This is a genomic window from Trichormus variabilis 0441 (genome assembly GCF_009856605.1).
GTDB classification, from domain to species: Bacteria; Cyanobacteriota; Cyanobacteriia; order Cyanobacteriales; family Nostocaceae; genus Trichormus; species Trichormus variabilis.
Map to the genome: position 1 here is coordinate 1,878,272 of NZ_CP047242.1, position 26,717 is coordinate 1,904,988.

The 26,717-nt window shown below is 39.9% G+C and carries 28 protein-coding genes and 1 pseudogene; 14 read left to right on the forward strand and 15 right to left on the reverse strand.

Annotated elements, in window-relative coordinates:
- The first annotated feature begins 281 nt into the window (after window positions 1-281).
- A complete protein-coding gene (locus GSQ19_RS07500) occupies window positions 282-1,187 on the forward strand; it encodes a carbohydrate ABC transporter permease (RefSeq protein ID WP_011317344.1) in 906 nt (301 codons plus the stop codon).
- A 165-nt stretch (window positions 1,188-1,352) separates the two neighbouring features.
- On the opposite strand, the gene GSQ19_RS07505 is transcribed toward GSQ19_RS07500, so the two are convergent.
- Window positions 1,353-3,422: a prolyl oligopeptidase family serine peptidase gene (locus GSQ19_RS07505; protein ID WP_011317345.1), complete on the reverse strand. Its 2,070-nt coding sequence runs from the start codon at window positions 3,420-3,422 to the stop codon at window positions 1,353-1,355.
- A gap of 219 nt (window positions 3,423-3,641) precedes the next feature.
- Here GSQ19_RS07505 and GSQ19_RS07510 point away from each other — a divergent pair, with 219 nt between their 5' ends.
- Window positions 3,642-4,235: a Crp/Fnr family transcriptional regulator gene (locus tag GSQ19_RS07510; protein WP_011317346.1), complete on the forward strand. Its 594-nt coding sequence runs from the start codon at window positions 3,642-3,644 to the stop codon at window positions 4,233-4,235.
- A gap of 6 nt (window positions 4,236-4,241) precedes the next feature.
- Here GSQ19_RS07510 and GSQ19_RS07515 read toward each other — a convergent pair whose 3' ends face one another.
- The gene (locus tag GSQ19_RS07515) at window positions 4,242-4,580 is read right to left on the reverse strand and encodes an NIL domain-containing protein (RefSeq protein ID WP_011317347.1); all 339 of its coding nucleotides are present in this window, start codon (window positions 4,578-4,580) and stop codon (window positions 4,242-4,244) included.
- Between the two features lie 474 nt (window positions 4,581-5,054).
- Here GSQ19_RS07515 and GSQ19_RS07520 point away from each other — a divergent pair, with 474 nt between their 5' ends.
- The 5 genes and pseudogenes from GSQ19_RS07520 (at window position 5,055) to GSQ19_RS07540 (ending at window position 9,688) form a co-directional block, all read left to right on the forward strand.
- Entirely contained in the window at window positions 5,055-6,305 is a 1,251-nt protein-coding gene (locus GSQ19_RS07520) for an ABC transporter substrate-binding protein (protein WP_011317348.1), read from the forward strand.
- Between the two features lie 92 nt (window positions 6,306-6,397).
- Window positions 6,398-7,348, forward strand: coding sequence for a branched-chain amino acid ABC transporter permease (locus GSQ19_RS07525; protein WP_011317349.1), 951 nt, complete (start codon window positions 6,398-6,400; stop codon window positions 7,346-7,348).
- An 11-nt stretch (window positions 7,349-7,359) separates the two neighbouring features.
- Window positions 7,360-7,962, forward strand: a complete 603-nt coding sequence (locus GSQ19_RS07530; RefSeq protein ID WP_011317350.1) for a Uma2 family endonuclease — start codon at window positions 7,360-7,362, stop codon at window positions 7,960-7,962.
- A gap of 22 nt (window positions 7,963-7,984) precedes the next feature.
- Window positions 7,985-8,912 (forward strand): annotated as a pseudogene (locus GSQ19_RS07535) (branched-chain amino acid ABC transporter permease).
- Window positions 8,909-9,688: an ABC transporter ATP-binding protein gene (locus tag GSQ19_RS07540; RefSeq protein WP_011317351.1), complete on the forward strand. Its 780-nt coding sequence runs from the start codon at window positions 8,909-8,911 to the stop codon at window positions 9,686-9,688. The pseudogene GSQ19_RS07535 and the gene GSQ19_RS07540 overlap by 4 nt, the downstream one beginning before the upstream one ends.
- Here the strand turns inward: GSQ19_RS07540 and GSQ19_RS07545 are convergent.
- Both GSQ19_RS07545 and GSQ19_RS07550 read right to left on the reverse strand, forming a co-directional pair.
- A complete protein-coding gene (locus tag GSQ19_RS07545) occupies window positions 9,670-10,044 on the reverse strand; it encodes a DUF4351 domain-containing protein (RefSeq protein WP_104009875.1) in 375 nt (124 codons plus the stop codon). The genes GSQ19_RS07540 and GSQ19_RS07545 overlap by 19 nt on opposite strands.
- Complete coding sequence (locus GSQ19_RS07550; protein WP_011316335.1) at window positions 10,007-11,077, reverse strand: IS630-like element ISAva6 family transposase; 1,071 nt, start codon at window positions 11,075-11,077, stop codon at window positions 10,007-10,009. Before GSQ19_RS07550 ends, GSQ19_RS07545 begins: the two co-directional genes overlap by 38 nt.
- A 352-nt stretch (window positions 11,078-11,429) precedes the next feature.
- On the opposite strand from GSQ19_RS07550, the gene GSQ19_RS07555 reads away from it, so the two are divergent.
- The 3 genes from GSQ19_RS07555 (at window position 11,430) to GSQ19_RS07565 (ending at window position 13,801) form a co-directional block, all read left to right on the forward strand.
- Complete coding sequence (locus GSQ19_RS07555; RefSeq protein WP_041456588.1) at window positions 11,430-12,176, forward strand: ABC transporter ATP-binding protein; 747 nt, start codon at window positions 11,430-11,432, stop codon at window positions 12,174-12,176.
- Window positions 12,177-12,255: 79 nt separating this feature from the next.
- Window positions 12,256-13,092 carry a 4-hydroxy-tetrahydrodipicolinate reductase gene (gene dapB, locus GSQ19_RS07560; RefSeq protein WP_011317354.1) on the forward strand — a complete coding sequence of 279 codons (837 nt, stop codon included), beginning with the start codon at window positions 12,256-12,258 and terminating at the stop codon, window positions 13,090-13,092.
- 25 nt (window positions 13,093-13,117) lie between these two features.
- Complete coding sequence (locus GSQ19_RS07565) at window positions 13,118-13,801, forward strand: hypothetical protein (protein WP_011317355.1); 684 nt, start codon at window positions 13,118-13,120, stop codon at window positions 13,799-13,801.
- A gap of 167 nt (window positions 13,802-13,968) precedes the next feature.
- On the opposite strand, the gene GSQ19_RS07570 is transcribed toward GSQ19_RS07565, so the two are convergent.
- The 8 genes from GSQ19_RS07570 to pedR all read right to left on the reverse strand — a co-directional run bounded on the left by GSQ19_RS07570 (window position 13,969) and on the right by pedR (window position 19,729).
- Window positions 13,969-14,589: a precorrin-8X methylmutase gene (locus GSQ19_RS07570; RefSeq protein WP_011317356.1), complete on the reverse strand. Its 621-nt coding sequence runs from the start codon at window positions 14,587-14,589 to the stop codon at window positions 13,969-13,971.
- 111 nt (window positions 14,590-14,700) lie between these two features.
- Window positions 14,701-15,510 carry a TPM domain-containing protein gene (locus GSQ19_RS07575; RefSeq protein WP_011317357.1) on the reverse strand — a complete coding sequence of 270 codons (810 nt, stop codon included), beginning with the start codon at window positions 15,508-15,510 and terminating at the stop codon, window positions 14,701-14,703.
- Between the two features lie 248 nt (window positions 15,511-15,758).
- Window positions 15,759-16,304 (reverse strand): hypothetical protein, encoded by a 546-nt coding sequence (locus GSQ19_RS07580; protein ID WP_011317358.1) that lies wholly within the window; start codon window positions 16,302-16,304, stop codon window positions 15,759-15,761.
- Between the two features lie 84 nt (window positions 16,305-16,388).
- A complete protein-coding gene (locus GSQ19_RS07585) occupies window positions 16,389-16,739 on the reverse strand; it encodes a YtxH domain-containing protein (RefSeq protein WP_011317359.1) in 351 nt (116 codons plus the stop codon).
- Window positions 16,740-16,879: 140 nt separating this feature from the next.
- A complete protein-coding gene (locus GSQ19_RS07590) occupies window positions 16,880-17,200 on the reverse strand; it encodes a hypothetical protein (RefSeq protein ID WP_011317360.1) in 321 nt (106 codons plus the stop codon).
- A 141-nt stretch (window positions 17,201-17,341) separates the two neighbouring features.
- Window positions 17,342-18,343 (reverse strand): glycosyltransferase, encoded by a 1,002-nt coding sequence (locus GSQ19_RS07595; RefSeq protein ID WP_011317361.1) that lies wholly within the window; start codon window positions 18,341-18,343, stop codon window positions 17,342-17,344.
- 39 nt (window positions 18,344-18,382) lie between these two features.
- Window positions 18,383-19,042 (reverse strand): DUF6391 domain-containing protein, encoded by a 660-nt coding sequence (locus GSQ19_RS07600; RefSeq protein ID WP_011317362.1) that lies wholly within the window; start codon window positions 19,040-19,042, stop codon window positions 18,383-18,385.
- 423 nt (window positions 19,043-19,465) lie between these two features.
- The gene (gene pedR, locus GSQ19_RS07605) at window positions 19,466-19,729 is read right to left on the reverse strand and encodes a photosynthetic electron transport-dependent transcriptional regulator PedR (RefSeq protein ID WP_010996707.1); all 264 of its coding nucleotides are present in this window, start codon (window positions 19,727-19,729) and stop codon (window positions 19,466-19,468) included.
- Between the two features lie 525 nt (window positions 19,730-20,254).
- On the opposite strand from pedR, the gene GSQ19_RS07610 reads away from it, so the two are divergent.
- A complete protein-coding gene (locus GSQ19_RS07610; RefSeq protein WP_011317363.1) occupies window positions 20,255-21,496 on the forward strand; it encodes a hypothetical protein in 1,242 nt (413 codons plus the stop codon).
- Between the two features lie 285 nt (window positions 21,497-21,781).
- On the opposite strand, the gene GSQ19_RS07615 is transcribed toward GSQ19_RS07610, so the two are convergent.
- Together GSQ19_RS07615 and sipA are read right to left on the reverse strand one after the other, a co-directional pair.
- Window positions 21,782-22,339, reverse strand: coding sequence for a peroxiredoxin (locus GSQ19_RS07615; RefSeq protein WP_011317364.1), 558 nt, complete (start codon window positions 22,337-22,339; stop codon window positions 21,782-21,784).
- A gap of 87 nt (window positions 22,340-22,426) precedes the next feature.
- Window positions 22,427-22,669 (reverse strand): regulatory protein SipA, encoded by a 243-nt coding sequence (gene sipA / locus GSQ19_RS07620; protein ID WP_041455957.1) that lies wholly within the window; start codon window positions 22,667-22,669, stop codon window positions 22,427-22,429.
- A 415-nt stretch (window positions 22,670-23,084) separates the two neighbouring features.
- Between sipA and GSQ19_RS07625 the strand changes: the two genes are divergently transcribed.
- The 3 genes from GSQ19_RS07625 (at window position 23,085) to GSQ19_RS07635 (ending at window position 25,504) form a co-directional block, all read left to right on the forward strand.
- Window positions 23,085-23,546: a hypothetical protein gene (locus GSQ19_RS07625; protein ID WP_011317366.1), complete on the forward strand. Its 462-nt coding sequence runs from the start codon at window positions 23,085-23,087 to the stop codon at window positions 23,544-23,546.
- A 97-nt stretch (window positions 23,547-23,643) separates the two neighbouring features.
- The gene (locus GSQ19_RS07630) at window positions 23,644-24,558 is read left to right on the forward strand and encodes a hypothetical protein (RefSeq protein WP_011317367.1); all 915 of its coding nucleotides are present in this window, start codon (window positions 23,644-23,646) and stop codon (window positions 24,556-24,558) included.
- Entirely contained in the window at window positions 24,545-25,504 is a 960-nt protein-coding gene (locus tag GSQ19_RS07635; protein ID WP_011317368.1) for a hypothetical protein, read from the forward strand. The genes GSQ19_RS07630 and GSQ19_RS07635 overlap by 14 nt, the downstream gene beginning before the upstream one ends.
- Here the strand turns inward: GSQ19_RS07635 and GSQ19_RS07640 are convergent.
- Window positions 25,493-26,710: an acetate kinase gene (locus GSQ19_RS07640; protein WP_011317369.1), complete on the reverse strand. Its 1,218-nt coding sequence runs from the start codon at window positions 26,708-26,710 to the stop codon at window positions 25,493-25,495. The genes GSQ19_RS07635 and GSQ19_RS07640 overlap by 12 nt on opposite strands.
- Window positions 26,711-26,717 lie beyond the last annotated feature (7 nt).

The following is a 26,717-nucleotide window of genomic DNA, read 5'->3' on the forward strand; positions in this document are numbered from 1 at the left end:
ATTAGTAGTTGAGTATCCGCAGAACATGATTCCAAAGACTCTATAGCCCTGAAAACAACCTCACTTAATACAGTTGTTGAAGGCTCATATTACTTATCTTAGGCTCAATTCTTTGAGTGTGGTGATGGCGCAAGAACTTTTTCGCCTTATTTGTCCCTAAAACCAGGCTATGTCTTGAAGAAAAGATGGAAAAATCATCCATAGGGTGTCTATGAGTCTACTAATCCTTTCCGCTACGATAGCGATCGCACAGTACCCACAGCTAGCTACAGGCAGGTTCGATGGTGTTGCGAATCAGAAGGTGGAGAAATAACCATAGACGGAACATCACAGACAGCTTGTTCGGATATGTGTTCATGATGCCGACTCTGTTGGTTTTGGGAACTTTTGTAGTTCTACCTATTCTCTACTCTGTTTTTCTTTCGCTCAACAAAGTTCAACTGTTAGGTGGTGTTGCCTATCAATTCATTGGTTTACGAAATTTTCAGCGATTAGTTGATGATCAATTAGTTTGGATTGCTTTAAGAAATACAGCAGAATATGTGGTTATTGTTGTACCAAGCCAAACTATTTTGGCGTTGATTTTAGCGGTCACCTTAAATGCTGGAATCCGGGGTAAAAACTGGTGGCGCATCCTTTACTTTTTGCCAACAGTCACTTCTTCCGCAGTGCTGACGCTAATTTTTATGTGGATTTATAATACCGATGGACTATTAAATGATTTTTTAGCTTTTGTGGGACTGCCTACTTATAATTGGTTGGGTGATCCGGCGGTTGCCCTCAAAGGCATCATGCTAATGAATATTTGGTCAACCGCACCATTTTATATGGTGATATATCTAGCAGCCTTACAAGATATACCAGCAAAACTTTACGAGGCGGCAGAATTAGATGGTGCAAATTGGTGGCAGAAGTTTATTTACATCACAATTCCTCTGCTGAAACCTGTGACTTTTTTTGTGATTGCAGTGGGGGTAATTGGCACTTTTCAATTATTTGATCAATCTTATATTTTCTCTGGTGGTACTGGTGGCCCTAATAATGCCACCTTGACTGTAGTACTGCTGATTTATCAAATGGTATTTCGTTATTTACAGATGGGATATGCTGCGGCGATCGCCTTTCTCTTAGCAGTGGTGATTATTGCTATTACACTGATTCAACGGCGAGTTTTTGCTGGTGAATAATTCCCAGTTTCTGATCGGGAATAAAAATATTTAGGACTGACGCACCCAGGCTATTTGTTGAGACTAGATATCAGGGGTTAAGGACGTAAAGGTGTAAGGATTTTAAACATTTACACCCCTACACCCCTACACCCTTTCATGGGTAAATCCTAATATTCTCTGCGGCTAAACCTCAACAGCTAAAGCCCGCACTAAAAATGCCCATTTATCTGCGGCTTCTTCGATAATCTTTGCCGTAGGTTTACCTGCACCATGTCCAGCTTTAGTTTCAATTCTAATTAATACAGGTGCATTACCATTGTGAGCAGTTTGCAAAGCTGCGGCAAATTTGAAGCTGTGGGCGGGGACAACGCGATCGTCGTGATCGGCGGTGGTAATCAAGGTTGCGGGGTATGCTGTACCTGATTTGAGATTATGCAGTGGCGAATAAGCGTAGATTGCAGGAAACTCTTGTGGGTTATCTGGGGAACCATATTCAGCAGTCCAAGCCCAACCAATGGTAAATTTGTGAAACCGTAACATATCCATCACACCAACGGCTGGTAAAGCTGCACCGAATAACTCAGGACGCTGAGTCATGCAAGCACCCACTAATAAACCACCATTACTACCACCAGCGATCGCTAGTTTTTCCGGTTTTGTATAATTATTTGCCATCAACCACTCAGCAGCAGCAATAAAGTCATCAAAAACGTTTTGCTTTTTATCCTTCATCCCTGCTTGATGCCATTCTTCGCCATACTCTCCGCCACCGCGTATATTTGGCATGGCATAAACACCACCCATTTCCATCCATACCAACATACTTACAGAAAAATTGGGCGTGAGTGAGACATTAAAACCACCGTAGGCATAAAGATAAGTGGGGTTATTCCCATCTAATTGAATGCCTTTCTTATGAGTAATAAACATGGGTACTTGTGTACCATCTTGACTTTGATAAAAAACTTGTTTAGTTTCGTAATTATCAGGATTAAAATCTACATTTGTTTCTCTAAAAACCTCGCTTTTGCCTGTTACTAAGTTATATCGGTAAATAGTTCCTGGTGTAGTAAAACTCGTGAATTTGTAAAAAGTCTCTGTATCGCCACGCTTACCACCAAAGCCATCTACAGCACCCAATCCTGGTAATTCTACATTCCGAACTAATGTACCGTTGAGGTCAAAAATTTTCACTTGCGATCGGGCATCTTCTAAATAACCTGCAATAAACTGATTATTTAAGATATTGACACTTTCTAAAGTTGCTTCAGCTTGGGGGATAATTTCTCGCCATATTTCTTTAGCCGGATTAGCTATATCAATAGCAATTACTCTACCCCGTGGTGCATCCAAGTCAGTACGGAAGTAGAAAACACTCTCATCATTATCAATGAAACTATAATCTGCTTCAAATTGATCAATTAGTTCTACGACTTCAGTATTGGGGTTAGTTAAGTCTTTATAAAAAACTAGATTTCTGGAATCAGTACCCAACCAAACTGAAATTATCAGATAGCAACCATCTTCCGTGACAACGCCATTAAAACCCCATTCTTTTTGGTCAAGACGTTGGTAAATTAGTATGTCTTCAGATTGCGGTGTACCCAACTGATGATAATATAGCTTTTGGTAATAGTTAACATCTTCCAATTTAGTTTTTTCATTTGGTTCGTCATAACGACTATAGAAAAAACCTTGATTATCATTCGTCCAAGATGCACCGGAAAATTTAACCCAATTGAGATGATCTGGAAAATCTGCACCAGTTTCTACATCAATAACCTTCCATTCTTGCCAATCAGAACCAGAAGTTGCTATACCGTACGCCAAAAGCTTGCCATTATCGCTGATAGCTAAACCTGAAAGAGCAACAGTCCCATCATCCGAAAGTTTGTTGGGGTCTAGTAAAACTCTTGGTTCAGAATCCAGAGATTTCAACGTATACAGAACACTTTGATTTTGCAAGCCATCATTTTTGAAATAAAAATAATTTTCTCCTTCTTTAAAAGGAATTCCATACTTTTCATAATCCCAAAGTTTGTTAAGACGTTGTTGAATTTTCTCTCTAGTCGAAACTTCGCCCAAATACGCAAAAGTAACTTGATTTTGTGCCTCGATCCAAGCCCTAGTTGTTTCAGAGTCAGGATCTTCTAACCAACGATAAGGATCTGCTACTAAGGTACCGTGGTAATCATCAACTTGATCAATTTTGTGGCTGAGTGGATAGTTCAGGGATTTTTCAGAGTAGGGCATGGTTTTGGATTAAAAGTATCTTTTCATATACTACAAACATCAGCCCCAGTCTTGATGTGGGTACTATCCCCAAAAATATCCGGTACTACTGACGCAGAATTAGCATGGTTACGGTTTGTCTGGGCGATCGTTTAACCGTAGGTTGGTAATTTATTGCTCAAGATGTCAGAGAAACTGATATAACTATACTACGGTTACTTTATCGAGAAAAAGTACTATATGGCGGTAACTCTATACTCAAGCATTGCAACCCCCCACAATAAGAATACTCACCACTATTTTACAAGGCGGACATTTTTACCAGACCAGCAAAATAGTTTATGGAAAATAGAAGCTGGTTTCGTGAGAACTTTTACCTATTTAGAAAATGGAACAACCGTTGCTTTAGGGTTATGGGGCCCTGGAGATATTCTGGGTAGAGCTTTGTCAAAATTAGAACCGTATCAAATGGAATGTTTGACGAAAGTCGAAGCGACAATTGTGCCTATTGAAGAATGGAAAAACCCTACTGATACTCTGCTGGCACACATTCAGCAAGCAGAAGAATTAATGGTAATTCGTAGCTACAAAAAAGTAGATACCATGCTAATTAAACTATTAGCATGGTTATCCAAAAAGTTTGGTTCAGAAGTAGATAAAGGACGTTTAATTGATATGCGTCTGACCCATGAAGATTTAGCGGAAATGCTTGGTTCTACAAGAGTAACAATTACTCGCATCCTTGGGCAATTTGAGGAAGAGGGTCTGATCAATAGGTTATCCCTACATCGCATAGTCCTGAAGGAAGAAGATATTTGGTACTATGAGATTTAAGCAATTTTAGTAATACCAACTATCACCTTCTACATTCGCTCTGCCCTCAATTTTAATATCTAGGGCTTCTAGATAAGCAAGCCCACTAGATATTTGCTTGATTGTTCCCCGGAGGGTTAGATCAAAATATCCTGCACCACCTGTATTAACTCCTAGTAAGGCTTTGGTGATGTTAACAACCAAACCATACATAGAAATTAGTTGTGAAATTACAGGTTCTTGAAGATAATTTTTGGGAATATATATGCGTACACGAATTTGTGTAACTTGTTTTTTTTCATGTATTGAAGGAACAAGAGATAATTTCGTAGGAAAGTTAAATTGAAATTGATTTAATGCAGCCATTGGATGATACTAATGTGTAATTAATATTGAAGCTTTTATTGTAGTAATTAAAGCCCAATCCTCTTATTTACGAGGAGCTATAAGTCGATTATTCAGGTTTTTCTAAAAAAATCAAATCAAACCAGCCTACGTTTTCATCTCCCAATACTCGTAAAATACACTTTAATTATCGGATTACTGTGCTTTGCAGTATTATAAACGAGATTCCCACAAAAAACGCGGGAAATCAATACGTAATAATACGTATATCCTGACAGATATTGGTTCCATATATACATTTATATTTTTAAGGACTGCGTCCAGATTCCCTCTCGAAGAAATTGGGGATATTGTTGCTGATGAATGATTTAGGACTGCTGTAGCGAAAAGATATTCTTATCCTGTATTGTTAATAACAGTTCAGAAACGACTTTCTCCCAAAGGAGAAAGATGATTTAATAAAACTCTCGTAAATTGTTTTATATCAACACAAAAATGAAAATAACTTTTGCGTATACCACAGCATTATTCTCTGCTTGTACTTTTTTTCTGGCAGCTTGTAGTGGTACTAACACAGACACAAATTCGACCAACAATTCTCCAAATAACACAACTAATACTACAACAAACGTTACTACAACAAGCGATAAAAATACTATTCCTATTGGCATCGCCCTAGCACAAACTAGTAATGTAGCTCTACTTGGTCAAGAACAAGTCGCTGGAGCTAAAATTGCTGAAAAGTATTTCAATGATAAAGGTGGAGTCAACGGTACTCCAATTAAACTAATTTTTCAAGATACGGCTGGTGACGAAGCTGGAACAATTAATGCTTTTCAAACTCTTATCAATAAAGATAAAGTCGTAGGTATTGTAGGTCCTACATTATCCCAACAAGCCTTTAGTGCTAATCCCATTGCTGAAAGAGCAAAAGTTCCAGTGGTTGGACCATCAAATACAGCAAAAGGTATACCAGAAATTGGTGATTATGTGGCGCGCGTTTCTGCACCCGTTTCTGTAGTTGCCCCTAATTCAGTCAAAGCTGCACTTAAGCAAAATCCCAACATTAAAAAAGTCGCGGTTTTCTTTGCTCAAAATGATGCCTTTAGCAAATCAGAAACAGAGATTTTTCAACAAACTGTTAAGGATCAAGGACTAGAATTAGTAACAGTACAAAAGTTCCAAACTACTGATACTGACTTTCAATCTCAGGCGACTAATGCAATTAATTTAAAACCTGATTTAGTGATTATTTCTGGACTAGCAGCCGATGGTGGAAACTTAGTTAGACAGTTGCGTGAACTTGGTTATCAAGGTGCGATTATTGGCGGTAATGGTTTAAATACATCAAATGTTTTCGCAGTTTGTAAAGCACTTTGTGACGGTGTATTAATAGCTCAAGCTTACAGTCCAGAATATACTGGTGAAATTAATAAGGCATTTCGTCAAGCCTACGTTGATCAATATAAGAAAGAACCGCCCCAATTTAGCGCTCAAGCCTTTGCCGCAGTACAAGTATATGTAGAATCTCTCAAAGCATTAGATACCAAGAATAAAGTTAGTAAAATACAGTTACCGGAATTACGTACAGAACTGAACAAACAGCTACTAACAGGTAAATACAATACACCATTAGGAGAAATTAGTTTTACACCAATCGGTGAAGTTGTACAAAAAGATTTTTATGTAGCTCAAATTAAAATGGAAAAGGATGGTAGTCAAGGTAAGTTTACATTCTTGAAATAGAAAATTGGGAGTGGAGTAAGAGAAAAAGCAGGGGGGAATAAATAATCACTATAGACTATTGACTAATGACAACTGACAACTGGCTAACTTAAATGGATATTAGTGTATTTTTACAACAGCTATTGAATGGGTTATCTATTGGCAGCGTTTATGCAATCTTTGCCTTAGGTTATACATTGGTTTATTCCATTTTGGGAATTATTAACTTAGCGCATGGGGCAATTTTTACGCTGGGGGCATATTTCACTTATGCTCTTATGGGTGGTACGTTTGGGTTTAATGGTTTGCTGGCTAACGCTACTCTGCCGATACAATTACCATTTGCTGTGGCATTGATTATTGGCAGTAGTTTAGCCGGGTTAGTAGGGGTGGCAATGGAAAGAATCGCTTTTCAACCTTTGCGAAAAAAAGGATCTGACACCTTACTAACAGTGGTTTCCAGCTTAGGGGTAGCAGTTGTAATTGTGAACATAATTCAATATTTAGTAGGTGCAGAAAGTTATACATTTCCGGCAAATACTTTTGGTAATTTACCCCCAGCCTTTAACTTTGGAACTTTGGAAAAGCCGATACCTATTCGTAGCGTACAGGTGGTAATTTTCACTGTATCTGTTGTAATTGTGGCTATTCTTACTTACTTTATTAATTGTACTAAATACGGTAAAGCAATTCAGGCGATCGCCGAAGATGCCACTACTGCCAGTTTATTAGGTATCAATAGCGATCGCTTTATTGTCTTAACTTTTTTTATCAGCAGTTTTCTTGCTGGCTTGGCGGGAACTCTAGTCGCCTCTAGTGTGAGCATTGCAGGCCCTTATTTTGGTATTGGCTTTGGGTTGAGGGGTTTAGCGGTGATTGTCCTTGGTGGCTTAGGTAGCATTCCTGGCGCAGTTTTGGGAGGTTTACTGATTGGCGTAGTTGAGGCGCTGGTTCCCTCTGATTACTCTGGTTATAAAGACGCTGTAGCTTTCGGCATTTTGTTTATCATGCTATTAGTTAGACCCCAAGGATTATTAGGCCGTCGGTTTATTCAGAAAGTCTGAGGTAGAAAGCCATGACAGCAATCGCAGGACAAAAATTAACCTTTGATCAATTTCTCGATAAATGTCCAGAGGAAGGTTTTTATGAGCTTGTAAATGGAGAAATTATAGAAGTGCGTTCAACTAGAAATCATGATGATGTTGCTAATTATTTATTGTTTGCTTTTAATGATGAAATTAGGCGATTAAATTTAAATTACATAGTCAACAATACAGCAGTTTTTAGAACTAAAACTGCTGATGGCATAGAACAAGGGCGCAAACCAGATGTTAGTGTAATTGATAGGGACTTATGGCGGTCAAATCGTTCAGCCTATTCTGCACTTGAGCAACCAATTCAATTGGCTGTAGAGGTAACATCAACTAATTGGGAAGATGACTATATTGATAAGTTAGATGAATATCAAAGATTAGGTATTCAAGAATATTGGATTGTCGATTATTTAGCAATTGGAGACAGAAAATATTTAGGAACACCAAAAGAGCCGACTGTATTTGTTTTTCTATTAAATACTAATGGCAACTATGAGCGCACATCTTTTAAAGGTTCTGAGCGTATCATATCAGTCACCTTTCCTGAACTAACATTAACCGCAGAGCAAATATTAACCGCTTAAAGTTTTATAAAAGCAAGTTAACATGGCTGAATTTTTCTCCACCTATGGTTCTCTCATCGTCTCTATGGTGTTGGGGGCGCTACTGGGACTATCACTTTACTTACCTCTAATGGCTGGACAATTATCTCTGGCAAGCCCTGGATTTTATGCTTTAGGTGGTTATATTGCCGCGATTTTATCAACCAAAGTTTTTCAAACTAACAGTAATTCATTTCCGATACCGCTACTTTTATTAGAAATGTTAGTTGCTGCCGCAATCTCTGGTTTATTGGGGATAGCTGTAGGCATTCCGGCTTTACGTTTACGGGGAATTTATTTGGCGATCGCTACTATTGCTTTTGTGGAAGTTTTACGCGTTCTCTCTCTAAATTTAGATATTACAGGGGGGGGCTGTCGGTATTTTTGGTATCCCTCAACCATTCTCCACACCAATCGAATATTTATGGATTGCTCTACCATTACTATTAATTAGTATGGTGCTATTTTATCGTTTAGAACGGGTGCGAGTGGGTAGAGCTTTCACTGCCATTCGTGAAGATGAACTAGCAGCCAGTGCAATGGGAATTAACCCCACTTACTACAAAGTTTTAGCATTTACTTTAGGGGCGATGCTCGCTGGTATTGTGGGTGTGATTAGCGCGCACTTTCTTAATACTTGGAATGCCAGACAAGGGACATTTGATGCTAGTATTATCTACCTCACTTTTGTTTTGATTGGCGGTTCGAGAACTTTTTTAGGTTCAGTTGTTGGTGGTATGGTATTTACAGCTTTACCGGAAGTCTTACGCGGACTAGCCGATACCGGTGGTTTCCCTACTTGGTTAGCTCAATTTCTCCGAGATGGTAGGTTAATTATTTTCGGGTTGTTGATAGTTATAGGTACGATTTTCTTTCCCCAAGGTTTGGTAACTCCAGATATTTTTAAATTCGGTAAGCCTAAAAATAGATGAGCCTAGATAAAAGTAGAGTTATATTAGAAGCAAAGTCACTCACCCGCCGCTTTGGTGGTTTAATAGCGGTAAATAATGTATCTTTTACTGTTAATCACTATGAAATTTTTGGTTTAATAGGCCCTAATGGCGCAGGTAAAACTACACTGTTTAATTTAATTACAGCTTTAATCCCACCTTCCAGTGGCGAGCTAATATATCAAAATAAAGCAATTGCTCAACTAGGTCCTCATGAAATTGCTAGTTTGGGGATTGCGCGGACATTCCAAAATATTCGCTTATTTGGGGAATTATCGGCACTAGAAAACGTGATAATTGCCCGTCATTTACATACTAAAAGTACTATATTTACAGGTGTTCTAGGATTACCACCAGCACCTAAAGAAGAAGCTCGCAGTAGAGAGAAAGCTTTAGAATTATTAGAGATGGTGGGACTGAGCGATCGCGCCCAAGAAAAAGCCCGAAATTTTGCTTATGGTGATCAACGGCGCTTAGAAATTGCCCGCGCTTTAGCCTTAGAACCGCAAATATTACTACTCGATGAACCTGCGGCAGGTATGAATCCCAGTGAGAAACAGCAATTGAGTGAATTTATTCGGGAAATACGCGATCGCTTCAATTTAACTATTATTTTGATTGAGCATCACGTACCTTTAGTTATGGGCTTGTGTGACAGAATTGCTGTATTAGATTTTGGGCAATTAATTGCTTTAGGTGAACCATCTGTAGTCAGGAATGATCCGGCCGTAATTGAGGCTTATTTGGGCAATGAATAAGTCTGCTGAAATTCTGCTAATGAACTAACAGCGATCGCACTATCCATGAGGTTCTCTAATCGCTCTACAGTCTCCCCTTCTAGCCTTGCTGCTAACTCTTGAGGAACTTCACCAAAACGCCGTTGTAACAGCCGGATTAACTGACGTTGCATACCCTGCTGCAATCCCTGCTGTAGCCCACGTTGCTCACCTTCAGCAAGGATTTCTTGATACCAAGGCGATTCTCGCAATATTGCCATATCCCACCTCATGATTTGCTGCACTAAAGGAGTCTCTAATACTAAATTGGGAAAGGAAGTATTAATTGAATAACTGAGGTCAAATTTGGCAAATCCAATCAAACCCAACCTTGCCATGAACAATTTGAGGGTGAGACATTAACCATTGACAACGAGAAATTAACACAGTTTCTAGTTCATCGAGAGTAGAAAACATCTGATTAGCAACAGCTTCACGTAGAAGCGACCAAACACACTCAGTCGGTTGGAGTTGAGGTGTATAAGCAGGCAGAGGAAACAGAATGATACCAGCTGGCAACATTAATTGTTTACTGGTATGCCAACCAGCTTGATCAACAAGCAAAACAATGATTTTGTGATGATGAGGATTGACTTCAGCGGCAAAAGCATCTAAAGCCATTTGCATGACAGCAATGTTGACTCTGGGTAAAATCAAGAAAAAACTCTCGCCAGTAGCTGGATGGACAAATCCATAAGTATAAAGCCATTGGTAACGAGTGCGATGCACAGCATTGGGACGATGACCTACTGGTGTCCAAACTCGACGGACGATGGGTTTGAGGCCTAATCGAGCTTCATCTTCTGCCCAAACTTCAACTGATTTGTGCGGATGGAGGAAACGTAACAATCGCACAAACTCCGTTAACTCAGTTTTAAACATCTGTCTTTGAACAAAAGTTGCCGCCTCAGTATGCAGAGGTCGTGGTTGTTGCAGACTAAATCCTAGCCTTTTGAGGTAATCCCAAGCTGTAGTGACATGGAGTGTAATTCCAAACTGTACTCGGATCAATTCCCCTACTTTTGGCGCACTCCATAACCCCCCATCTTCTGGTGGTGAAGCTAACCTTTGGCGCAACCACTGTTGTTGCTCGTTTGTGAGTGCAAGTTTTTTTCCTCCTGGTTTCAGTTTCTGTTGATTGATGATTCCGTTTGCTCCTAGCTTGTTGTATCGCCGCACGATTTTTCTCACCCAGTCCCCTGAGAATCCCACAATCTCTGCTACCTTTTGCGCTGACAACTGTGGTTGTTGATTGAGCAATTTAATCACTAACCATCGGGTTTTCTCTTGTGCATCTTCACATCGGCGATAACTTTGTTCTATTTCTTCTGTTGATAGATGCTCTGTTAGTTTTATCCTGGGACGTACCATTTTTCTAGCCTTTTTCCCTCTGCTTCAAATGATACTACCTTTCCCTATTCAGTATAACACAAAGCTAGCAAAAAATGCTAGCAATGATTCTCTAGCGTTTACTAACCTGCTGAGATACTGAGTACACCGCTAATCAAATTGGCCAATCTCCGCGCCCCTCTGTCTTGAAAAGTTTCCTACGGAGGGAAACCCTCCTTCAGAACTTTTCGCTGCGTTTTCCTTCGCGCCCCTCCGCGTTTAAAAACATTATTTATCTATCTCACATAACTGGAAATATCTATAACTGGTTCACTGATATTAAGGTATGTTAGATATTATGTCAGAACTCGATATTTCTGGATTTAAATCGCCGATGAACGCAGATGAAAGCCGATATAAAAATGGACACGATTTTAAAATTTTAGAAATTCAGGAACTTGATGTTAACTATGGCGGTATTCAAGCTCTGAAAAAGATTAATTTAACTATTCAAAAAGGTGAGGTTGTTACATTAATTGGTGCGAATGGTGCAGGTAAAAGTACAACATTAAGGGCGATATCGAAGATAGTTACTCCTAAAAATGGGCAAATTATTTATAGTGGACGTAATATTACACGCCGTCTACCCCATGAAGTTGTGAAGTTTGGTATTGCCCATTGTCCAGAAGGGCGGAGGGTATTGGCAAAGCAAACTGTTTTAGATAATTTACTCTTGGGTGCATATATTCGCTTCAATCAAACAGAGATTAAAGCCGATATTAAACAACAATTTGAATTGTTCCCCAGGCTAGCACAACGACAAAATCAACTAGCGGGAACTCTCAGTGGAGGAGAACAGCAAATGTTGGCGATCGCTCGTGCTTTAATGAGTAGACCACAACTTTTACTTTTAGATGAGCCTAGCTTGGGTTTAGCACCTGCGATAGTTAAGGAAATATTCTCGATTATTGAAAATCTGCGTGCCACTGGTGTGACTATTTTACTTGTGGAACAGAACGCCAATTTAGCTCTACAAATCGCTGATAGAGGATATGTTTTAGAAGCTGGCTCTATTACCTTATCAGGTGCGGCATCCAACTTAATTAATGATGAGCGCGTGAAAAAAGCCTACTTGGGTTAATTATATTGCTGAGATCATTTACCTTGGAAAACTGATAATATCTGTGGGGATTGGTAATCGGTAAAACCAGAACATAGTTATGACAAATCAAGCTCCTATCCCAGTTATTGTCAATGGTGCTGCTGGCAAAATGGGACGTGAAGTAGTGAAAGCGATAGCCCAAGCACCAGACTTAAATTTATTGGGTGCAATTGACAGCAGTCCAGAACATCAAGGTAAAGATGCTGGAGAATTAGCGGGTTTAAGTGAACCTCTAGAAGTTCCCATTACAAACCAACTAGAACCAATGCTGGGTTATGTTGCAGGAGAAAGACAAGGGCCGCCAGGGGTTATAGTAGACTTTACCCATCCTGACTCAGTTTATGATAATGTACGCAGTGCGATCGCCTATGGCATTCGTCCCGTTGTAGGTACAACAGGATTAAGCCCAGCACAAATCCAAAATTTAGCTGATTTTGCCGAAAAAGCCAGCACTGGCTGTCTGATTATTCCTAACTTCTCCATAGGTATGGTGTTGTTACAACAAGCAGCCGTCACCGCATCACAATATTTTGACCACGTAGAAATTATTGAACTGCACCACAATCAAAAAGCCGACGCACCCAGTGGTACAGCCATTCAGACAGCCGAGTTACTAGCAGAATTAGGTAAAACATTTAACTCTGCTATTGTGGAAGAGACGGAAAAAATACCCGGAGCTAGAGGTAGTTTAGCTGGGGAAGGAATTAGAATTCATAGCGTCCGCCTACCGGGACTCATAGCCCATCAAGAAGTGATTTTTGGCGCACCAGGACAAATTTATACATTACGCCATGATACAAGCGATCGCGCCTGCTATATGCCAGGAGTCTTACTTGCGATTCGCAAAGTCTTACAGCTAAAGTCGTTAGTATATGGTTTAGAAAAGATCCTTTAAACTTCAAACTCCCCATTCCCCACTCATGTTAGTTCCACTGACTCGCCAGAAATTTGAACAACTAATTCCTTTAATTGCCACTGGCCCGCAGTATAAGTACTACTGGGGAAAGTTTTCCAATTTTTTGCAGCGCCTACTAGCTTCTGTAGTATCCGTAGTTGTGATTCTCCTGATTAGGTCAGTTTTTCGCTTAGAGTTTGGCCTTATCGTCTTCTTCTTGGGTGTATTCGCCGCCTTTTTTTGGATGTGGTATCCCGTACTTCAGGCTAGCCTACGCAATGCAAAATGCCGCCGTTACAAGTACAGTGGCTTTTTCCGTGGGCGAATTTTGGATTGGTGGATTACAGATAAGTTGATGGGTAAACAAGAAACAGTCAACAGCAAAGGCGAATTGGTAATTGTCGAAAACAGAGAAAAACGGATAAATATTGAGGTAGGCGACGATACAGGATTTAGTGTCGAGTTAGAAGCACCACTACGTCCTGTCCATAAAGCCATTGCCCGTGGTCAAATTGCTGAGATGATTGTCTTATCAAATCGTCCTGATTTGAGCAGAATCGAAGAATTTAGCGATGTTTATATCCCCAGCCGCGACATCTGGGTAAACGACTATCCCTATCTACGCAGGGATTTCTTTAACGAAGTCAGCAGCCGTTTACGCCCAGACCGACAAGATAAACCACGCCGCAGACGCAGAACACAGGAGTAGGTAGAGAAGAAGCAGGGGAGCAGGGAGCGAAAAGAAGCAGGGGAGCAGGGGGCAGGGGAGATTTTGAATTTTGTACTCCTGCGGAGAACCCGTACCCCTACGGGGAAGCAAGCTACGCGTTAGCGTTGCGTAGCAAAGGGAATTTTGAATTTTGAATTTTGAATTGATCACTCCCTTTTTTGCCCATAAGCTTGCCAAGCCAAGTCTATCAAACCATCGGCGATCGCAGCTGCCACAACAGCATTACCTTTACGGCTGTCGATTGTGATATTAGGGACTAAAGAGTCTTGCAAGCGCCTTTTAGCATCTTCCATATCTACTAATCCTACGGGAGTAGCAAGAATTAAAGCCGGGCTAATCTCTTCTGCTTCAATTAAATCCACTAGTGTAGTCAAAGCTGTTGGTGCTTGACCTACTATAAAAATACCTTCTGGATAGCGTTTAGCTAAAGTTTCAATTCCCCATGCAGCGCGAGTTTTTTCTATTTGGGGACGAGTCAAAGCTTCTGTACTGCAAAAAACTGGGTTAGCAAAAGTCTTTTGAATATCGTAAGCAATACCTGTTTGCACCATCGGTACATCTACCACAATAGTAGTCCGTGCTGCCAATGCTGCTGCTCCGGCTTGTAAAGCACGTTCAGAAAATCTGATTAAAGATTTATACTCAAAATCAGCCGTAGCGTAAATTACTCGGCGAACAATTTCATATTCTGCTGGCGAGAACACATGATCGCCAATCTCACTATCGATAATTGCTAAACTTTGAGCATCACTTACGTGCCATTCCATTGCTATTCAATTCTCAGAGACTAGCTTTCAGCTTATCAGATTAGAGATTGGAGCTTAGAGGCTAGTAATATATTTTTCCCTATTCCCCAATCCCCAATCCCCAATCCCTATCTACGAATTAGCATTAGACGAAGGACGACTAAACACAGGGGATAAATAAGCCACTAAACCCCCAATGAAGAAACCAGAGAAGTTGCGGACTAGAGGTAGCCAGTCACTTGTGCGGGTGACCACAGGCCCAATACCAAAGGCTATAAACAAAATTCCCCATAATGGTGAGAAAATTAAAGCCCATTGCCAAGCAAAAATTTGTCCTTCCTTGCGTGGTTGTCCAGCAAAGCCACAAATAACTCCACCAATAACGGAAGTAATTAAGGTTAAAATCCATTGTTCCCTGGGTAGACCAGGTACAACGTTACAACCACCTTTAAGCAAACAGCCTTTAACTGAATCTAAAGCTTGTAAAATAGCTTGGTCTTCACCTTGTTCTCGGACAAAATACAAATTCCCAAAGCGGGTTTGTAGTTCTATCCAAAAAGTCCGGGGTAACAGTTCATAAACTGCATCACCAACGCTAAAACTGAGGATGTTCCCGCCACGGGAGTCAGCAACTAGGAGAATGCTTTTATCATCCAAACCCCAATAATTAATGACAGCCCTACCCGGAGTGCGGTCATACTGAGTCAGTACGCGTAGTTTCCAACCAGTATCAGCCTCAAATTGCTCTATGTCTTCGACTAGCTTTTCTTCCTGCGGATCTGGGAGTGATTTAGCTAGGTCTACAACTGGTGTGAAAAACTTAGGTAATAACTCAGGATTGTCGTAAGCCAGCGCAGAGGGAGAATTTATTACCCAAAGTGACCCAGCCAAGAAAAATACTGTAATAGATACTAAAATTCGTCGCCAAAAACGAGACTGCATGGACGTTCTTATACAAATATCAACAGTAAAAGTGAACAAGTTACTTCAAAAGAGTATGAGAAAAGTGATAGTTTGTTACACTTGTTTACTTTACTCTAATCTTAGGGATGAAAGCAAAGATTATTCTTGGGGATTGGGCTTTGGGGAATTAAGGAGAACTACAGACTCTGGAATATGTACAAGCGGTACAAATGTTTTAGGGACATTGCACAGCAAGAAATATGTATAGACTTTACACTACAAAGTCTTTAAAGAAATTCCTCATCATCAATGCCGTTGTTCCAGTTAGAAGCTTCACTGTAACCATCATGACTCCGGTATACTTCTGCTTTGGGTAGGCGATTTTCTGATTTCAACGCTTCTCGTTCTCGGAGAGCAAAAGAGGATGGTTCTGTAATAGATAAACGCTCAACTGCTCGTCTTGTAGGTTTTTGTCGGGTAAAGGTTTTCCAAGCGGTTTTGACACCAACAAATATGCTGCGTGTGCCTACTTGCAGATTTTGAGCTTGTTTTCTTGCACCATCTAGACTTTGATCAACTTGTCTTGCAACCTGACTGGCACTTTTGACACCTTCGCTAACATCTTCTGTTAAATCTGTAATTTCCAAGCCTGTTGTGCGGATGGCTTCTAGTGTAGGTGGTAGTTCCCTTGAGAGCGTATCAAATAACTTTTCGGCACTGCGGGCTGCCCGTGCTAATTCCTGCAAAGCGGGTATCGCTGCTACCAAAACAGCAGTCAAGCTGGTAGCGACTAAGACAATTGACAGTCCCAACCAAAACAGGGGTTCAACCACGGCAATAAAAATTCAAATAATCTACGACTAGGCTTGTACCTACACAGGAAAACAAGGTTTACTGTATGTATTTATGTTTCAGAATTATGGGTTTTCTAATTCTTGAGCAAGAGAATCAGCGTCTGGGGTAGCTTGTTGGCGTTTCAAGACTTGGCTTTCGCGCTGACTAGCATCCATACCAGCTGCGATCGCATCCCGTAATCTATCTAGAGTTTCATCCCAATTTCGCAAAGCGTTGGTAGACAGTCGATCTGCTTGAATTTGTACACTTGTTGATAAATCTTCTGCTAATTCGGGGATTGCATCAGCAGACTTTTTCAAAAGTTTACGAGTTTCGCGCCCTGTGCGTGGAGCAGCAAGTAGCCCTGCTAAAGCACCAATAGTAGCTCCCAGCATCATACCGCCAATAAATGTTCCAGAACGGTTATTAGACATCTTATATTGTTTCTCTCCTTACACTTATTTTAGGTGGTTTTCGCCTTTTGAAAAACACCAGCAATTTTATCTGATTAATCTAGCGTGACAATATATCAACCAAAAATGTTGCTTTTATGCCTGATCTGATTCTACAGAATTTATTTTTCCGACATAGAAACTGGTTTGCGAACATAACGCCCCCAGGTACGTTGACCGAGCAATAATAAACTCACAATTTGCCTGGTTTGCTGAATTTGACTCTGTAAACTTTGGTTACTCAACCGCAGATTTTGAAGATTTTGCTGGCCAAGATAAATATTTTCCGGTGCTTTATATAGTAAATCATGACTACAGCGCTCATAATCGAGCAGGCGATCGGCGATAAACGCTATCAGTCTTTTCAACTGCCAGACTCGCCAAGCTATATAAAGTAGTATTACAGAAACAGCAGTATTAAAAACTACAACTACTATTACCATTTTATTTTACGCCTTGTCTCTAGAAAACGGGTTAAGTGAGTGTAGCTTTAAGAATCAGATTTGACTAAGCTAATGCGCGTCTAAGTATATTTCAAAAATCAGGTATGAGTCCTATATAATTTAATACCTTACTAAAATTCCCTACAAATCTCGAAAATATTTCTTTTGAAATTTATTATATATTCTATTGATAAAAAGCTTCACCAACCTCACTTTTGTTAAACTGGGTATATTACTTTCTTGATATTGTCTATGATCAAAAAATTCGTTTATTTCCTTTAGAATCACTTGCAAACGTTTCAGAATAGTTTCAACCCGATACTCAACAAAGAAATCTTCTGATAAATTTGCCGATGTGGAAGAATCTATCACCTTGAGAATACGTTGGACATCATATTCTTGGGAATAACCAGAGATTTTATGACAATTAAAACCAGGGTCTAAATAATCTGATAGTCCACCATTAACACTAGAAAAAACCTGACACCCACAAGCTAAAGCTTCCATTGGCTGTAAACCAAAACCTTCACTAACATTCTGTTGCGCCCAGTATTCAGCAGAATCATAAAGATAAACTTTAGTGCGGTTAAACAGCCCAGGTAAATCCTCAACATAAGAATTAACTACCTCGACCTTACATTTTTCCTTTAACGCTGGAATAAGTTGTTTTATCAGATATTCAGAAGATTTTCGTGCCTGAACTAAAACATCTATATCTCTTTCTGTATGTAAATTTCTAAATTCAGGACTAATTTCATTTGGTAAATAATAAATGAGAGAATTGGGTGATTTTTGTCCCCAATATCCCAGGGTGTTACGACTCACAGTAATAATAGGAATACTTGCAGGTAGGCTGAACTTATACCCTGCACTATGAGCATGATAAACCACATTGTATTGCTTGAGTTTTGCCACTAACTTGGCTATGTCAAAACCCCAGCTAATTACAAAGATTACGTCGTCCAAATTTTTCTCTTTCAACAGTTCATCAAGAAATAACTTACCGACTTCTCTTTGACGGTAAGTTACAACCTCGGCATGACAAATTTGTTGCGCCAATTTAAATGTTTTTAACTCTGCCCAAAGACCACCACAAGCAAATTTGCCGTCAGTTCCTGGGACTAAGAAATAAAGTTTTCGCATGAAGGAATAGGAGCAAGGAGAATGACTAATGACTAATGACTAATGACTATCTCGCCATGTCACCTTAATAAAATGCCCTTGGCGACCCCAAACATCGCGGGAAATAGTAATATTGTCTACTGCCAAGTTAAAAGGAATCGCAGTGGTAATGTATCGCTGTGCTATTAAGCCTAAATCGGGTGCAAGTTCAGATGCGGTGGTAGCTGCCAATCCTAAACCTATCAATTGTTCTACAGGACGGAACGGTAGCATGAGATTTACACCCACTGCTAGTCCAGCAGCCAACAGCATAGCCACTGATAAGTTCGTACCGCACCGGGGGTGTACAGCTAAATCCCATTCACCATTGGTCAGGCGGTGGAGAGCAAGGGTGACAGCACGCCGCAAATCGCTAATATTCACCTCTCCGTAGAGGTAAAAGCCTTGGTCTGTAGACAAACCACCTAGTAGTTCGTTATCAACTTGAACTGGGCTTGGTCTACTGATAGGCGTTTGAGTGTTTCTAGTTTCACTCAAAACCCAAACGGTGGCGTGTTCGAGGGCGTGAACTTGCCGCAACATCAAGATTTCTTTCAACCCTGGGATAAAAGACAGATTTTTGAGTAAGTCAGCATCCTGTTTTGGTTGAGGTGTCGTCAAGTCAAAATTTAGAAAATCAAAGGGAGACGAGCTACCTTGAACATAAGCAGAGGTATCCATAAGAACACTGCTCCCAAGTTGATGGAGCAATATAGATTTCTTACAAATGTAACGCTTGAAGCTAGGGATTGTTGCTAATTTTTGTTGATGATTTTTTCAAGGTCTATTGACATGAGTTTAAGTCGCCGCCCATCGAGTCTAACGTGATGCTTCGTTAAGGGCTAACGCTCGTACCAAAGTGGAGGTCTGAAGGAATAATGGTTTTAAACACTTACCCATTATCCCTCATACCTTTATCACCACTCGGTCGAGCAATAACTGCTTGATGTTGACGTTTATCAGACTTGCGCTAGAGGTTCACAAATGAAAGATGCGTGAGGAGAAAACAATCAGTAAACCATCAAAATTATCTGTATTACCAGACAACATTCGTCGCTATGCTAGATGCACAGAATGGCGTTTGCCACGCGCCATTAATTTTTGTCAATCGTTCTGGTTTGGTAGAGAACAGCAGTTAACGTCATTCAAGCAGACTTTACCCCACTGTAAAGCCCATCGGACAAGCGCTACTCGGTTTTCCGTTCGTGTCTTGTCGAGGATGTTGCTAATGTGATTATCAACTGTGCGTTTGCTAATTTCCAGTTTTGCTGCAATCTCTTGGTTAGTTAAGCCAGCGGCCACTAAGTCGATAATTTGCAGTTCTCTGTCTGACAGAGTAACAGGGGTCTGAGACTCGCCACCAGCCATGAGTTCTTTTTTCCTCCGTTGGTATATGTACTTATCACCTTTCTTAATTCTAGAAGATTCTTTTGGCTGTAGGGATTTCAAGTGTTAGCTGTAATACAATTGACAATATTTTTTTTCTTTTTTAAAGGAATGATAATTTAATTAAATTTTCTATATATGTATTAAATAATATATTCAATACACAAAATATACTTAATAAATTCTAGTTGTAGTGCGTATTTTTTCAGCATATACATATAAAATATGTATAAATAATGTCTTAGCATTGGGGAAAAACAAGTATCTCCAGGGTTGATAGCGTAGAAATTGGGTTTTGCGGCTTTTATCTTAATTGAAGATATATGTGACATTTGGCACTTTTTAATAAAAGTTCTGGCGTTGCCGATTAGTAAAATGATTGAATTGGTTCATTTTCTGTGATTTGGAAACTCCTGCACTCCGATACTTGTCTTCATACTAATACTTCAAGATTGCCTGTTTGAGCATCTGCATCACATTTACAGTATCATTTACTACATTAAATATATGAAATTTAGCAACCTCAGAAATCCTTGTATCTTGATGATAATCAGCTTGAGTTTTTTACAGGCTGCTGATGCCCGAACTCCTGTAAGTCGAGCATCCCAACTATCTCAAGAAGTAGCAACATTGCGAAAACAGGGGACAAAGGGGTTGCAAGTGTTTCTGAAATCCCATAACAGTCAACTTAATAACCCCCAAGTCAGAAAGGCTTTAGATGCACTCTGCCAGCAACGAGACTGTTATGCTTCTCGTCTTTACTGGTACACTGATATAGAACAAGCTAAAGCAGCCGCTCAGGCTAGTGGTAAGCCGATTTTATCTTTACGGTTGTTAGGTAAGCTTGATCAGGATTTGAGTTGTGCTAATAGTCGATTCTTCCGTGTTGCACTATATCCCAATGCAGAAATTTCTCATCTGCTGCAAGACCGTTTTATTTTACACTGGCAATCAGTGCGCCCTGTACCAAAGGTGACAATCGACTTTGGTGATGGTCGGAAACTAGAACGGACGGTTACAGGTAATAGCATTCACTATATATTGGATGGGTCTGGTCGCCCTATTGATGCTATACCTGGACTTTACAGCCCTAAAGCTTTCTTGCAACGACTACAACAAGCTGAATTAGTAGCCCAAGAATATCGCCAGCTTCCTGTTGCCAATCGTGATGCTTTTCTAAAAAAATATCACAGCGATCGCCTGCAAGCAATCCAAACCCAATGGACAGCAGATTTATCGCAACTGGGAATTAATTCTCTTCCCCGTTTGACACAATCACCAAATAACACGAGTCAGCCACCAACAGCAGAGTTAGCAGGTTCTTTGGCAGTGTCTAAGATGGTAGTTGAACGTCCCTTACTCAGGACTATTCAGCCTACTAACAATCGAGAGACGTTGGCAAAAATCACAGATGAGGAATCTTGGAACAAAATCGCTCAACTTTACATAGCTGATACTAAGCTAGATCAAAACAGCGTTGCTTTGATCAGAGCTAAAACTAAAGCAGCTAATTTACAGAAATTGGTAAAAAACTTTGAGTCAGCAATGGCTTTAGATACAGTCAGAAATGAATATATGCTACACAGCCAAATTCATCAATGGTTTGTGGAAGGTAATCAGACTAGCAATGTGGCAATACTCAATGAGAAAGTATATGCTCAACTGTTTCTAACTCCTAGTTCTGACCCTTGGTTGGGACTTGCCCCTGATGACACATACAGCGCTATCGATAATGATGGAATCCGTTGATTATTCTCTGTTTTTAAGCTAATAAGTCTAGTTTTTGCTGTTATTTTTCAGCTATTGTGCTTTTAAGTTGCACAATCTATTGTGAGGCCTGTTAGCTGTTGACCGTTGAGAGTCAACAGTTAACAGTCCTGATTAGTAGTTATGCAATTTAGGCACCCATCAGTTTAACTAGGCGGATTAGCTTTGGTCTTGCTTTTGATGTGATACCGATACGATTGCAAACATTAGTGTTGAAAGTCCCCTGAGAAAGGGGAGGTTTTAAACCCAAATTTTCGGCAACAAAGTTCAAGAAGCTGCGGACTGCAATTTTTCCAGTCGAGCCAAAACTTCTGTACTATGAACAGACGGGTTAACTTTGACAAAAGTCTCCCGGAGAATACCTTGTGGATCAATGATAAAGCTATGACGCATAGATACAAAACCGATCCAAGAACCATAGGCTTTACTAACTGCACCATCAGTATCAGCCAACAAAGGAAATTTTAGACCCTCGGAATCACAAAATTCAGCATGGGAGTCTATATCATCAGCGCTCACACCAATAATCTGGACATTTTTATCCACATAGGTTGGTAAATCTTGCTGAAAACGACGAGCTTCAATTGTGCAACCAGATGTAAAATCCTTAGGGTAAAAATACAAGACCACCCACTTACCCCGAAAATCAGCAAGAGAAAGCTTACCATCACCTGTATTGGTTGGTAAGGTAAAATCGGGTGCAGGTTGGTTAATAGCGGGGAGTTTGCCCCCAAGAGCATAGGCAGTAGGGGCAAAATTTAACCAGCTAATGACAGCAAAGCAGCTGACAAGCAAAATATGCAGAAAATTGCGTCGGGAAATCATGATGTAAACAAGAATGATAACTTTACACAAGTTTACAATTCTTGGGGGATGGGGGTATAGATATTCCAGTTGACAATCCTTGTACCTTTACACATCATGATTTTCTGGAAGCTTATCCACACTTTCGATGTATTGGCTATCGATGAGAAAGGCACCTCTACTAAAGCGGACACCCCAATATCCGCCAGGACGACGGTCAAGTACAATGCCTTCTTCGCCAAGTTGAATCACATCAGGGGGGCGTAGCATAGGCATGGGGTCTGCGGTTTTGATATAGGGCGGTAATGCCACAACACGGACTTTACTACCAACGATAAATTCTTCAGACATATGATTCGTAAGAAACGAGAGTCCCAGTAAGCTATTGTGATTTGAAGTTGCACAATCCATCGTGAGGGCTGTTGACTGTTGAGAGTTGACAATGAACAGTTACCAGTTAACAGCCATGATTAGTAGTTATGCAACTTAGACGCGCATTAGCTTATCTCCACAATACCGGGATTCTGAAGCCTTCAATATTCTCTTTTGTAGGCAATTAATTGACATTACTTCAACTTAAAAATTTTCGCTACACTTTTAAGTTTTAAGTGCTATGTTATACTCCTAGCGAGCCAGCATCATCGAATATGTGCTGAACTCATTTGTTAAATTTACTTAATTTTAGGTGGATAAAGTTAGTAAAATTTCCAACATCACTTAGAATTAAACCTGATCTGCACTTAAAATCTTCGTTTTTTATAACATCATGGAAATTACCGTCACTGAAGAATCAGTAAAGAAAAGTAAAATTCTGAAATCAGAAAAAGATGATTTCCAGTCAATAATTACGCATCTTGATTCTAACAACTTAGATGCTAACAGAATTATTGATGCTATTAAGTCAGCGATCGCTGAAGTTGTGGAACTAGAAATCACTACTTGGGTAGCAGAGCCATCAACGCAATTAGAGGAAGAACTACACCACATCACCGAAATTGCTAAACCAGGAAACCGAATTTACACCAAAATTAATTTGATCAGTGGAGATATAGAAAACGAAGTAGGTAGTCAGTTCTTGGCTAGTGGGCCTTATGCCGAACTACTCAACTTCCATTTAGTTCAAGTGAAAGATAGTCGAGAAATCATGCAGAAGAACATAGAAAGCGTCCAGAAAATATATAAAATTCTGATGGAAATGTATAACTCTCGCAAAACAGTACAACTGTAAAAGGCGTTGTAGATTTGAGATTAAATAATTAGCCTCTACTTCTACTACAGGTATCACTTAATAACAAGATTTGCCAGAATAATAAAGGGTAATTGCTATGCAAAATAAGACTCAAGGAATGGACGCTCTTGAGAATAAAAATGCGCGTGGTGGTATATTAAGTAATAGTAGTAGATCCACAGATAGTAATCAAACAAAAGATACTATTGAGATTAAATGTAGGAATTTATTAGATAAATTTGTTTCATCTGTACAAATATTAGTTGATGATATTACAGCCTTAGAAGTCAATACTATGGTTGTTCATAATATTACCGGGACTAAATTTAGTGCGTGGGAAGCTTATCAAGAAATTTATTCCATACATGATAAAGATTATTTTAAAGTCAAAGGAATTCCTGACGATAGCCCATTACGAGAGCGTTATCAACGTCTCTTCGCTCAACTTGAGAGAGAGTATTTTTATATAATTATTGAGGATGAGAGACTGCACAACAAAAAAGTAGAACAATATCACAGACGCTTGGCATTTCTCAAAGAAATTAAACAAGGAAATATAGTGGAATCAGACCCTCGATATGTAGAATTAGCCCGCCCTATATTACCTTCTCCCTCTCCTGTTATTGATGGTGGAGATTCAGACAATCGTAACGAAAATTGGCAACAAGAATGGGAACAAAATTGCCAAGAAATTCATACGCTTTTGATTAATGATAAATTTGTGCGTACTCTGCGGAAGATTGCTGAATTGAAAGCGGCTCTTGATGGTGGAGATGTGACAAGTACTAGGACTGATACTATTTACGCTCAAACTGTTATGCAGTTAGATGGAGATATTATCACTCGATATCATAAAGACCTGTTCAGTTTACCAGAAGAAACAAAAAACTTGATACTGCAAGTTCACAATGAAGGTGTAGTTACTGGTGAAAAACAATGGCATGGAATACTAGATTTTATGATTAATTTGGTAAGAAACATGGCAAATTTAGCTGTCAATGGAAGACAATAAGATCCAAACAAATAATCCTGCTGATGTTATAATTTCTATTTCCTTGCAAATTCCCCAAGGCAATACTTTACAACTTCAGGTTGAGCAAAATGATTATAGTTTTTACCTGAATCAGCAAGTCGTAGAACAAATTCAAGAAGCTAAAAACAAGGGTATTGCTCTGGAAATTCCGCTAAAGCTTTTGCTACCTCTTTGGTATTACACTTGCTTTAGTCATAATGTTGTATCAACAAACAAAGAAGAAGATGGGACGAGGAAAACTGTAACGAAGTCTTATACTATTTTTTTAATAAATATTTTGCAAGCCTTTTGGAGTAAATCTCTACAAAATAACACTTCTTTACAACCTGGTTTTACTTTCACCTCTTATTATCAGCCAGAGCAATTACAATCTGTTGATACTCATAAACAAGAACGGGTTTTGCAAAGCGTTGTTTTGTTTCATGGCGATATTTTGCACAAGATTAAATGGGACTTGCTAAATAACAATTTTGATTGCCAGAAAATTGTTGCCGCTCACTATTGGCTCATAGAACAAATTTTAGGAGCTTTGAGGAGTAAGTTAAATCTATTAGTTTGGGAAATAGCGGCGATTGTGCCTGCTGGTTTTTTGGCTTATAATTCACATTCTGTGAATGGATTAACATCAATAATAACTTGGATAGGTGCGACTATAACAATAGCTTTTAGCCGCCCTGTATTGGTAAAGATTTTACGAAGATTTACTACTCTTAAAAGCGGAAACTTAGATAATTGGGCGTGGGCTATAGTTTGTAGTGTTTCTGGTATTATTTTTTATGGTTTTGAGGAGTTGAGTGATATTTACTTATTGTTGTTGCTAATTCTTTCATGGTTGACACCAGAAATTGTCAAACGTACTTTACGTTATATCTGGCCACAACTAGGTAAATTCATGATACGCTCACTCTCCCGCTTACCTATTTAACAAATGCCAACATTGTTGCGCGATCGCCCAATCTTCTTGAGTATGAATTACTAACACCCGTACTGTAGAATCAGCAGTAGCGATATCTATATCTACTGGGTTGTTTTGGTTCTTTTCTGGGTCGAGTTTTAACCCCAAAAACCCAAAGGCTTCACAAGCTGCTTGGCGAATACCTGGGGATTTTTCCCCTACGCCGGCGGTGAACACTAACACATCCAAACCCCCCAAACTCGCCAACATGGAACCAATCCCAGAACGCAGGCGGTGTACGTACATATCCCACGCTAGTTGAGCGCGGTAGTTACCTTGGGTAATGGCTTCTATCACCTGGGGTAAATCACTGGACACGCCAGAAATACCGCGTAAGCCGGAAGCTTTATTTAAAACATAGTCCAATCTTTCGGCAGAATAATCTGATTGTCGCATTAAGTGAACAATGATCCCCGGATCGATGGAACCGGAACGACTACCCATCATCAACCCATCTAAAGGTGTGAAACCCATTGTGGTGTCAATACTGCGACCATTTTTAATTGCTGCCAAAGAACAACCATTGCCCAGGTGACAAGTAATTATCCGCAGAGATGCCAAATCTCGACCAAGGATTTGAGCCGCACGAGCCGAGCAATATTGATGGCTGATACCATGAAATCCATAGCGGCGGATACCTTGTTCCACCCATTCAAAAGGGCCGGGATAAATAGCGGCTGCATCGGGTAGAGTGGCATGGAAGCCAGTATCAAACACTGCTACTTGGGGAACATCACCCAAGCTTTTTTCGATAGCTTCAATACCTTCCAAGGCGGCAGGATTATGTGCTGGGGCGAGATTGGATAATTTAGCGATCGCCTGTTTCACTTCTTCAGTAATAATTACACTATTACGGTAATTTTGCCCACCATGTACCACCCGATGTCCTACCACATCGATTTCGGATAATTGACCGATGACCTTAGTTGTACCGCGACTGAGAGTATAGAGCATATAGGTGACGTGTGCTTGGCGAGAATCACCATAAATAGACTCATGCAGCGTTTCACCTCCAGCTGTTTTAACCTCAATTTCCGCCACACTTCTATCTTGAGTCCAGTTAACTTTCCCTTCCCAAAGCGGTTGGGGTGCTTCCGTCAGGAGAGCATCATCAGGAATTTCATATAAACAACTCTTTTGGCTGCTAGAACCAGCATTCAAAATTAGTACTTTCATTACTTTT

What these genes read in the sequence shown, in the direction of transcription:
- GSQ19_RS07585 (WP_011317359.1), bottom strand. Translation starts at nt 16,739, where the DNA reads ATGTCTAATAACCGTTCTGGAACATTTATTGGCGGTATGATGCTGGGA.
- GSQ19_RS07610 (WP_011317363.1), top strand. Translation starts at nt 20,255, where the DNA reads ATGAAATTTAGCAACCTCAGAAATCCTTGTATCTTGATGATAATCAGC.
- GSQ19_RS07505 (WP_011317345.1), bottom strand. Translation starts at nt 3,422, where the DNA reads ATGCCCTACTCTGAAAAATCCCTGAACTATCCACTCAGCCACAAAATT.
- GSQ19_RS07630 (WP_011317367.1), top strand. Translation starts at nt 23,644, where the DNA reads ATGCAAAATAAGACTCAAGGAATGGACGCTCTTGAGAATAAAAATGCG.
- GSQ19_RS07625 (WP_011317366.1), top strand. Translation starts at nt 23,085, where the DNA reads ATGGAAATTACCGTCACTGAAGAATCAGTAAAGAAAAGTAAAATTCTG.
- GSQ19_RS07635 (WP_011317368.1), top strand. Translation starts at nt 24,545, where the DNA reads ATGGAAGACAATAAGATCCAAACAAATAATCCTGCTGATGTTATAATT.
- GSQ19_RS07520 (WP_011317348.1), top strand. Translation starts at nt 5,055, where the DNA reads ATGAAAATAACTTTTGCGTATACCACAGCATTATTCTCTGCTTGTACT.
- dapB (WP_011317354.1), top strand. Translation starts at nt 12,256, where the DNA reads ATGACAAATCAAGCTCCTATCCCAGTTATTGTCAATGGTGCTGCTGGC.
- GSQ19_RS07525 (WP_011317349.1), top strand. Translation starts at nt 6,398, where the DNA reads ATGGATATTAGTGTATTTTTACAACAGCTATTGAATGGGTTATCTATT.
- GSQ19_RS07555 (WP_041456588.1), top strand. Translation starts at nt 11,430, where the DNA reads ATGAACGCAGATGAAAGCCGATATAAAAATGGACACGATTTTAAAATT.
- GSQ19_RS07615 (WP_011317364.1), bottom strand. Translation starts at nt 22,339, where the DNA reads ATGATTTCCCGACGCAATTTTCTGCATATTTTGCTTGTCAGCTGCTTT.
- pedR (WP_010996707.1), bottom strand. Translation starts at nt 19,729, where the DNA reads ATGGCTGGTGGCGAGTCTCAGACCCCTGTTACTCTGTCAGACAGAGAA.
- GSQ19_RS07570 (WP_011317356.1), bottom strand. Translation starts at nt 14,589, where the DNA reads ATGGAATGGCACGTAAGTGATGCTCAAAGTTTAGCAATTATCGATAGT.
- GSQ19_RS07530 (WP_011317350.1), top strand. Translation starts at nt 7,360, where the DNA reads ATGACAGCAATCGCAGGACAAAAATTAACCTTTGATCAATTTCTCGAT.
- GSQ19_RS07595 (WP_011317361.1), bottom strand. Translation starts at nt 18,343, where the DNA reads ATGCGAAAACTTTATTTCTTAGTCCCAGGAACTGACGGCAAATTTGCT.
- GSQ19_RS07640 (WP_011317369.1), bottom strand. Translation starts at nt 26,710, where the DNA reads ATGAAAGTACTAATTTTGAATGCTGGTTCTAGCAGCCAAAAGAGTTGT.
- GSQ19_RS07500 (WP_011317344.1), top strand. Translation starts at nt 282, where the DNA reads ATGGTGTTGCGAATCAGAAGGTGGAGAAATAACCATAGACGGAACATC.
- GSQ19_RS07540 (WP_011317351.1), top strand. Translation starts at nt 8,909, where the DNA reads ATGAGCCTAGATAAAAGTAGAGTTATATTAGAAGCAAAGTCACTCACC.
- GSQ19_RS07565 (WP_011317355.1), top strand. Translation starts at nt 13,118, where the DNA reads ATGTTAGTTCCACTGACTCGCCAGAAATTTGAACAACTAATTCCTTTA.
- GSQ19_RS07515 (WP_011317347.1), bottom strand. Translation starts at nt 4,580, where the DNA reads ATGGCTGCATTAAATCAATTTCAATTTAACTTTCCTACGAAATTATCT.
- GSQ19_RS07545 (WP_104009875.1), bottom strand. Translation starts at nt 10,044, where the DNA reads ATGGCAAGGTTGGGTTTGATTGGATTTGCCAAATTTGACCTCAGTTAT.
- GSQ19_RS07590 (WP_011317360.1), bottom strand. Translation starts at nt 17,200, where the DNA reads ATGGTAATAGTAGTTGTAGTTTTTAATACTGCTGTTTCTGTAATACTA.
- GSQ19_RS07550 (WP_011316335.1), bottom strand. Translation starts at nt 11,077, where the DNA reads ATGGTACGTCCCAGGATAAAACTAACAGAGCATCTATCAACAGAAGAA.
- GSQ19_RS07510 (WP_011317346.1), top strand. Translation starts at nt 3,642, where the DNA reads ATGGCGGTAACTCTATACTCAAGCATTGCAACCCCCCACAATAAGAAT.
- GSQ19_RS07600 (WP_011317362.1), bottom strand. Translation starts at nt 19,042, where the DNA reads ATGGATACCTCTGCTTATGTTCAAGGTAGCTCGTCTCCCTTTGATTTT.
- GSQ19_RS07575 (WP_011317357.1), bottom strand. Translation starts at nt 15,510, where the DNA reads ATGCAGTCTCGTTTTTGGCGACGAATTTTAGTATCTATTACAGTATTT.
- sipA (WP_041455957.1), bottom strand. Translation starts at nt 22,669, where the DNA reads ATGTCTGAAGAATTTATCGTTGGTAGTAAAGTCCGTGTTGTGGCATTA.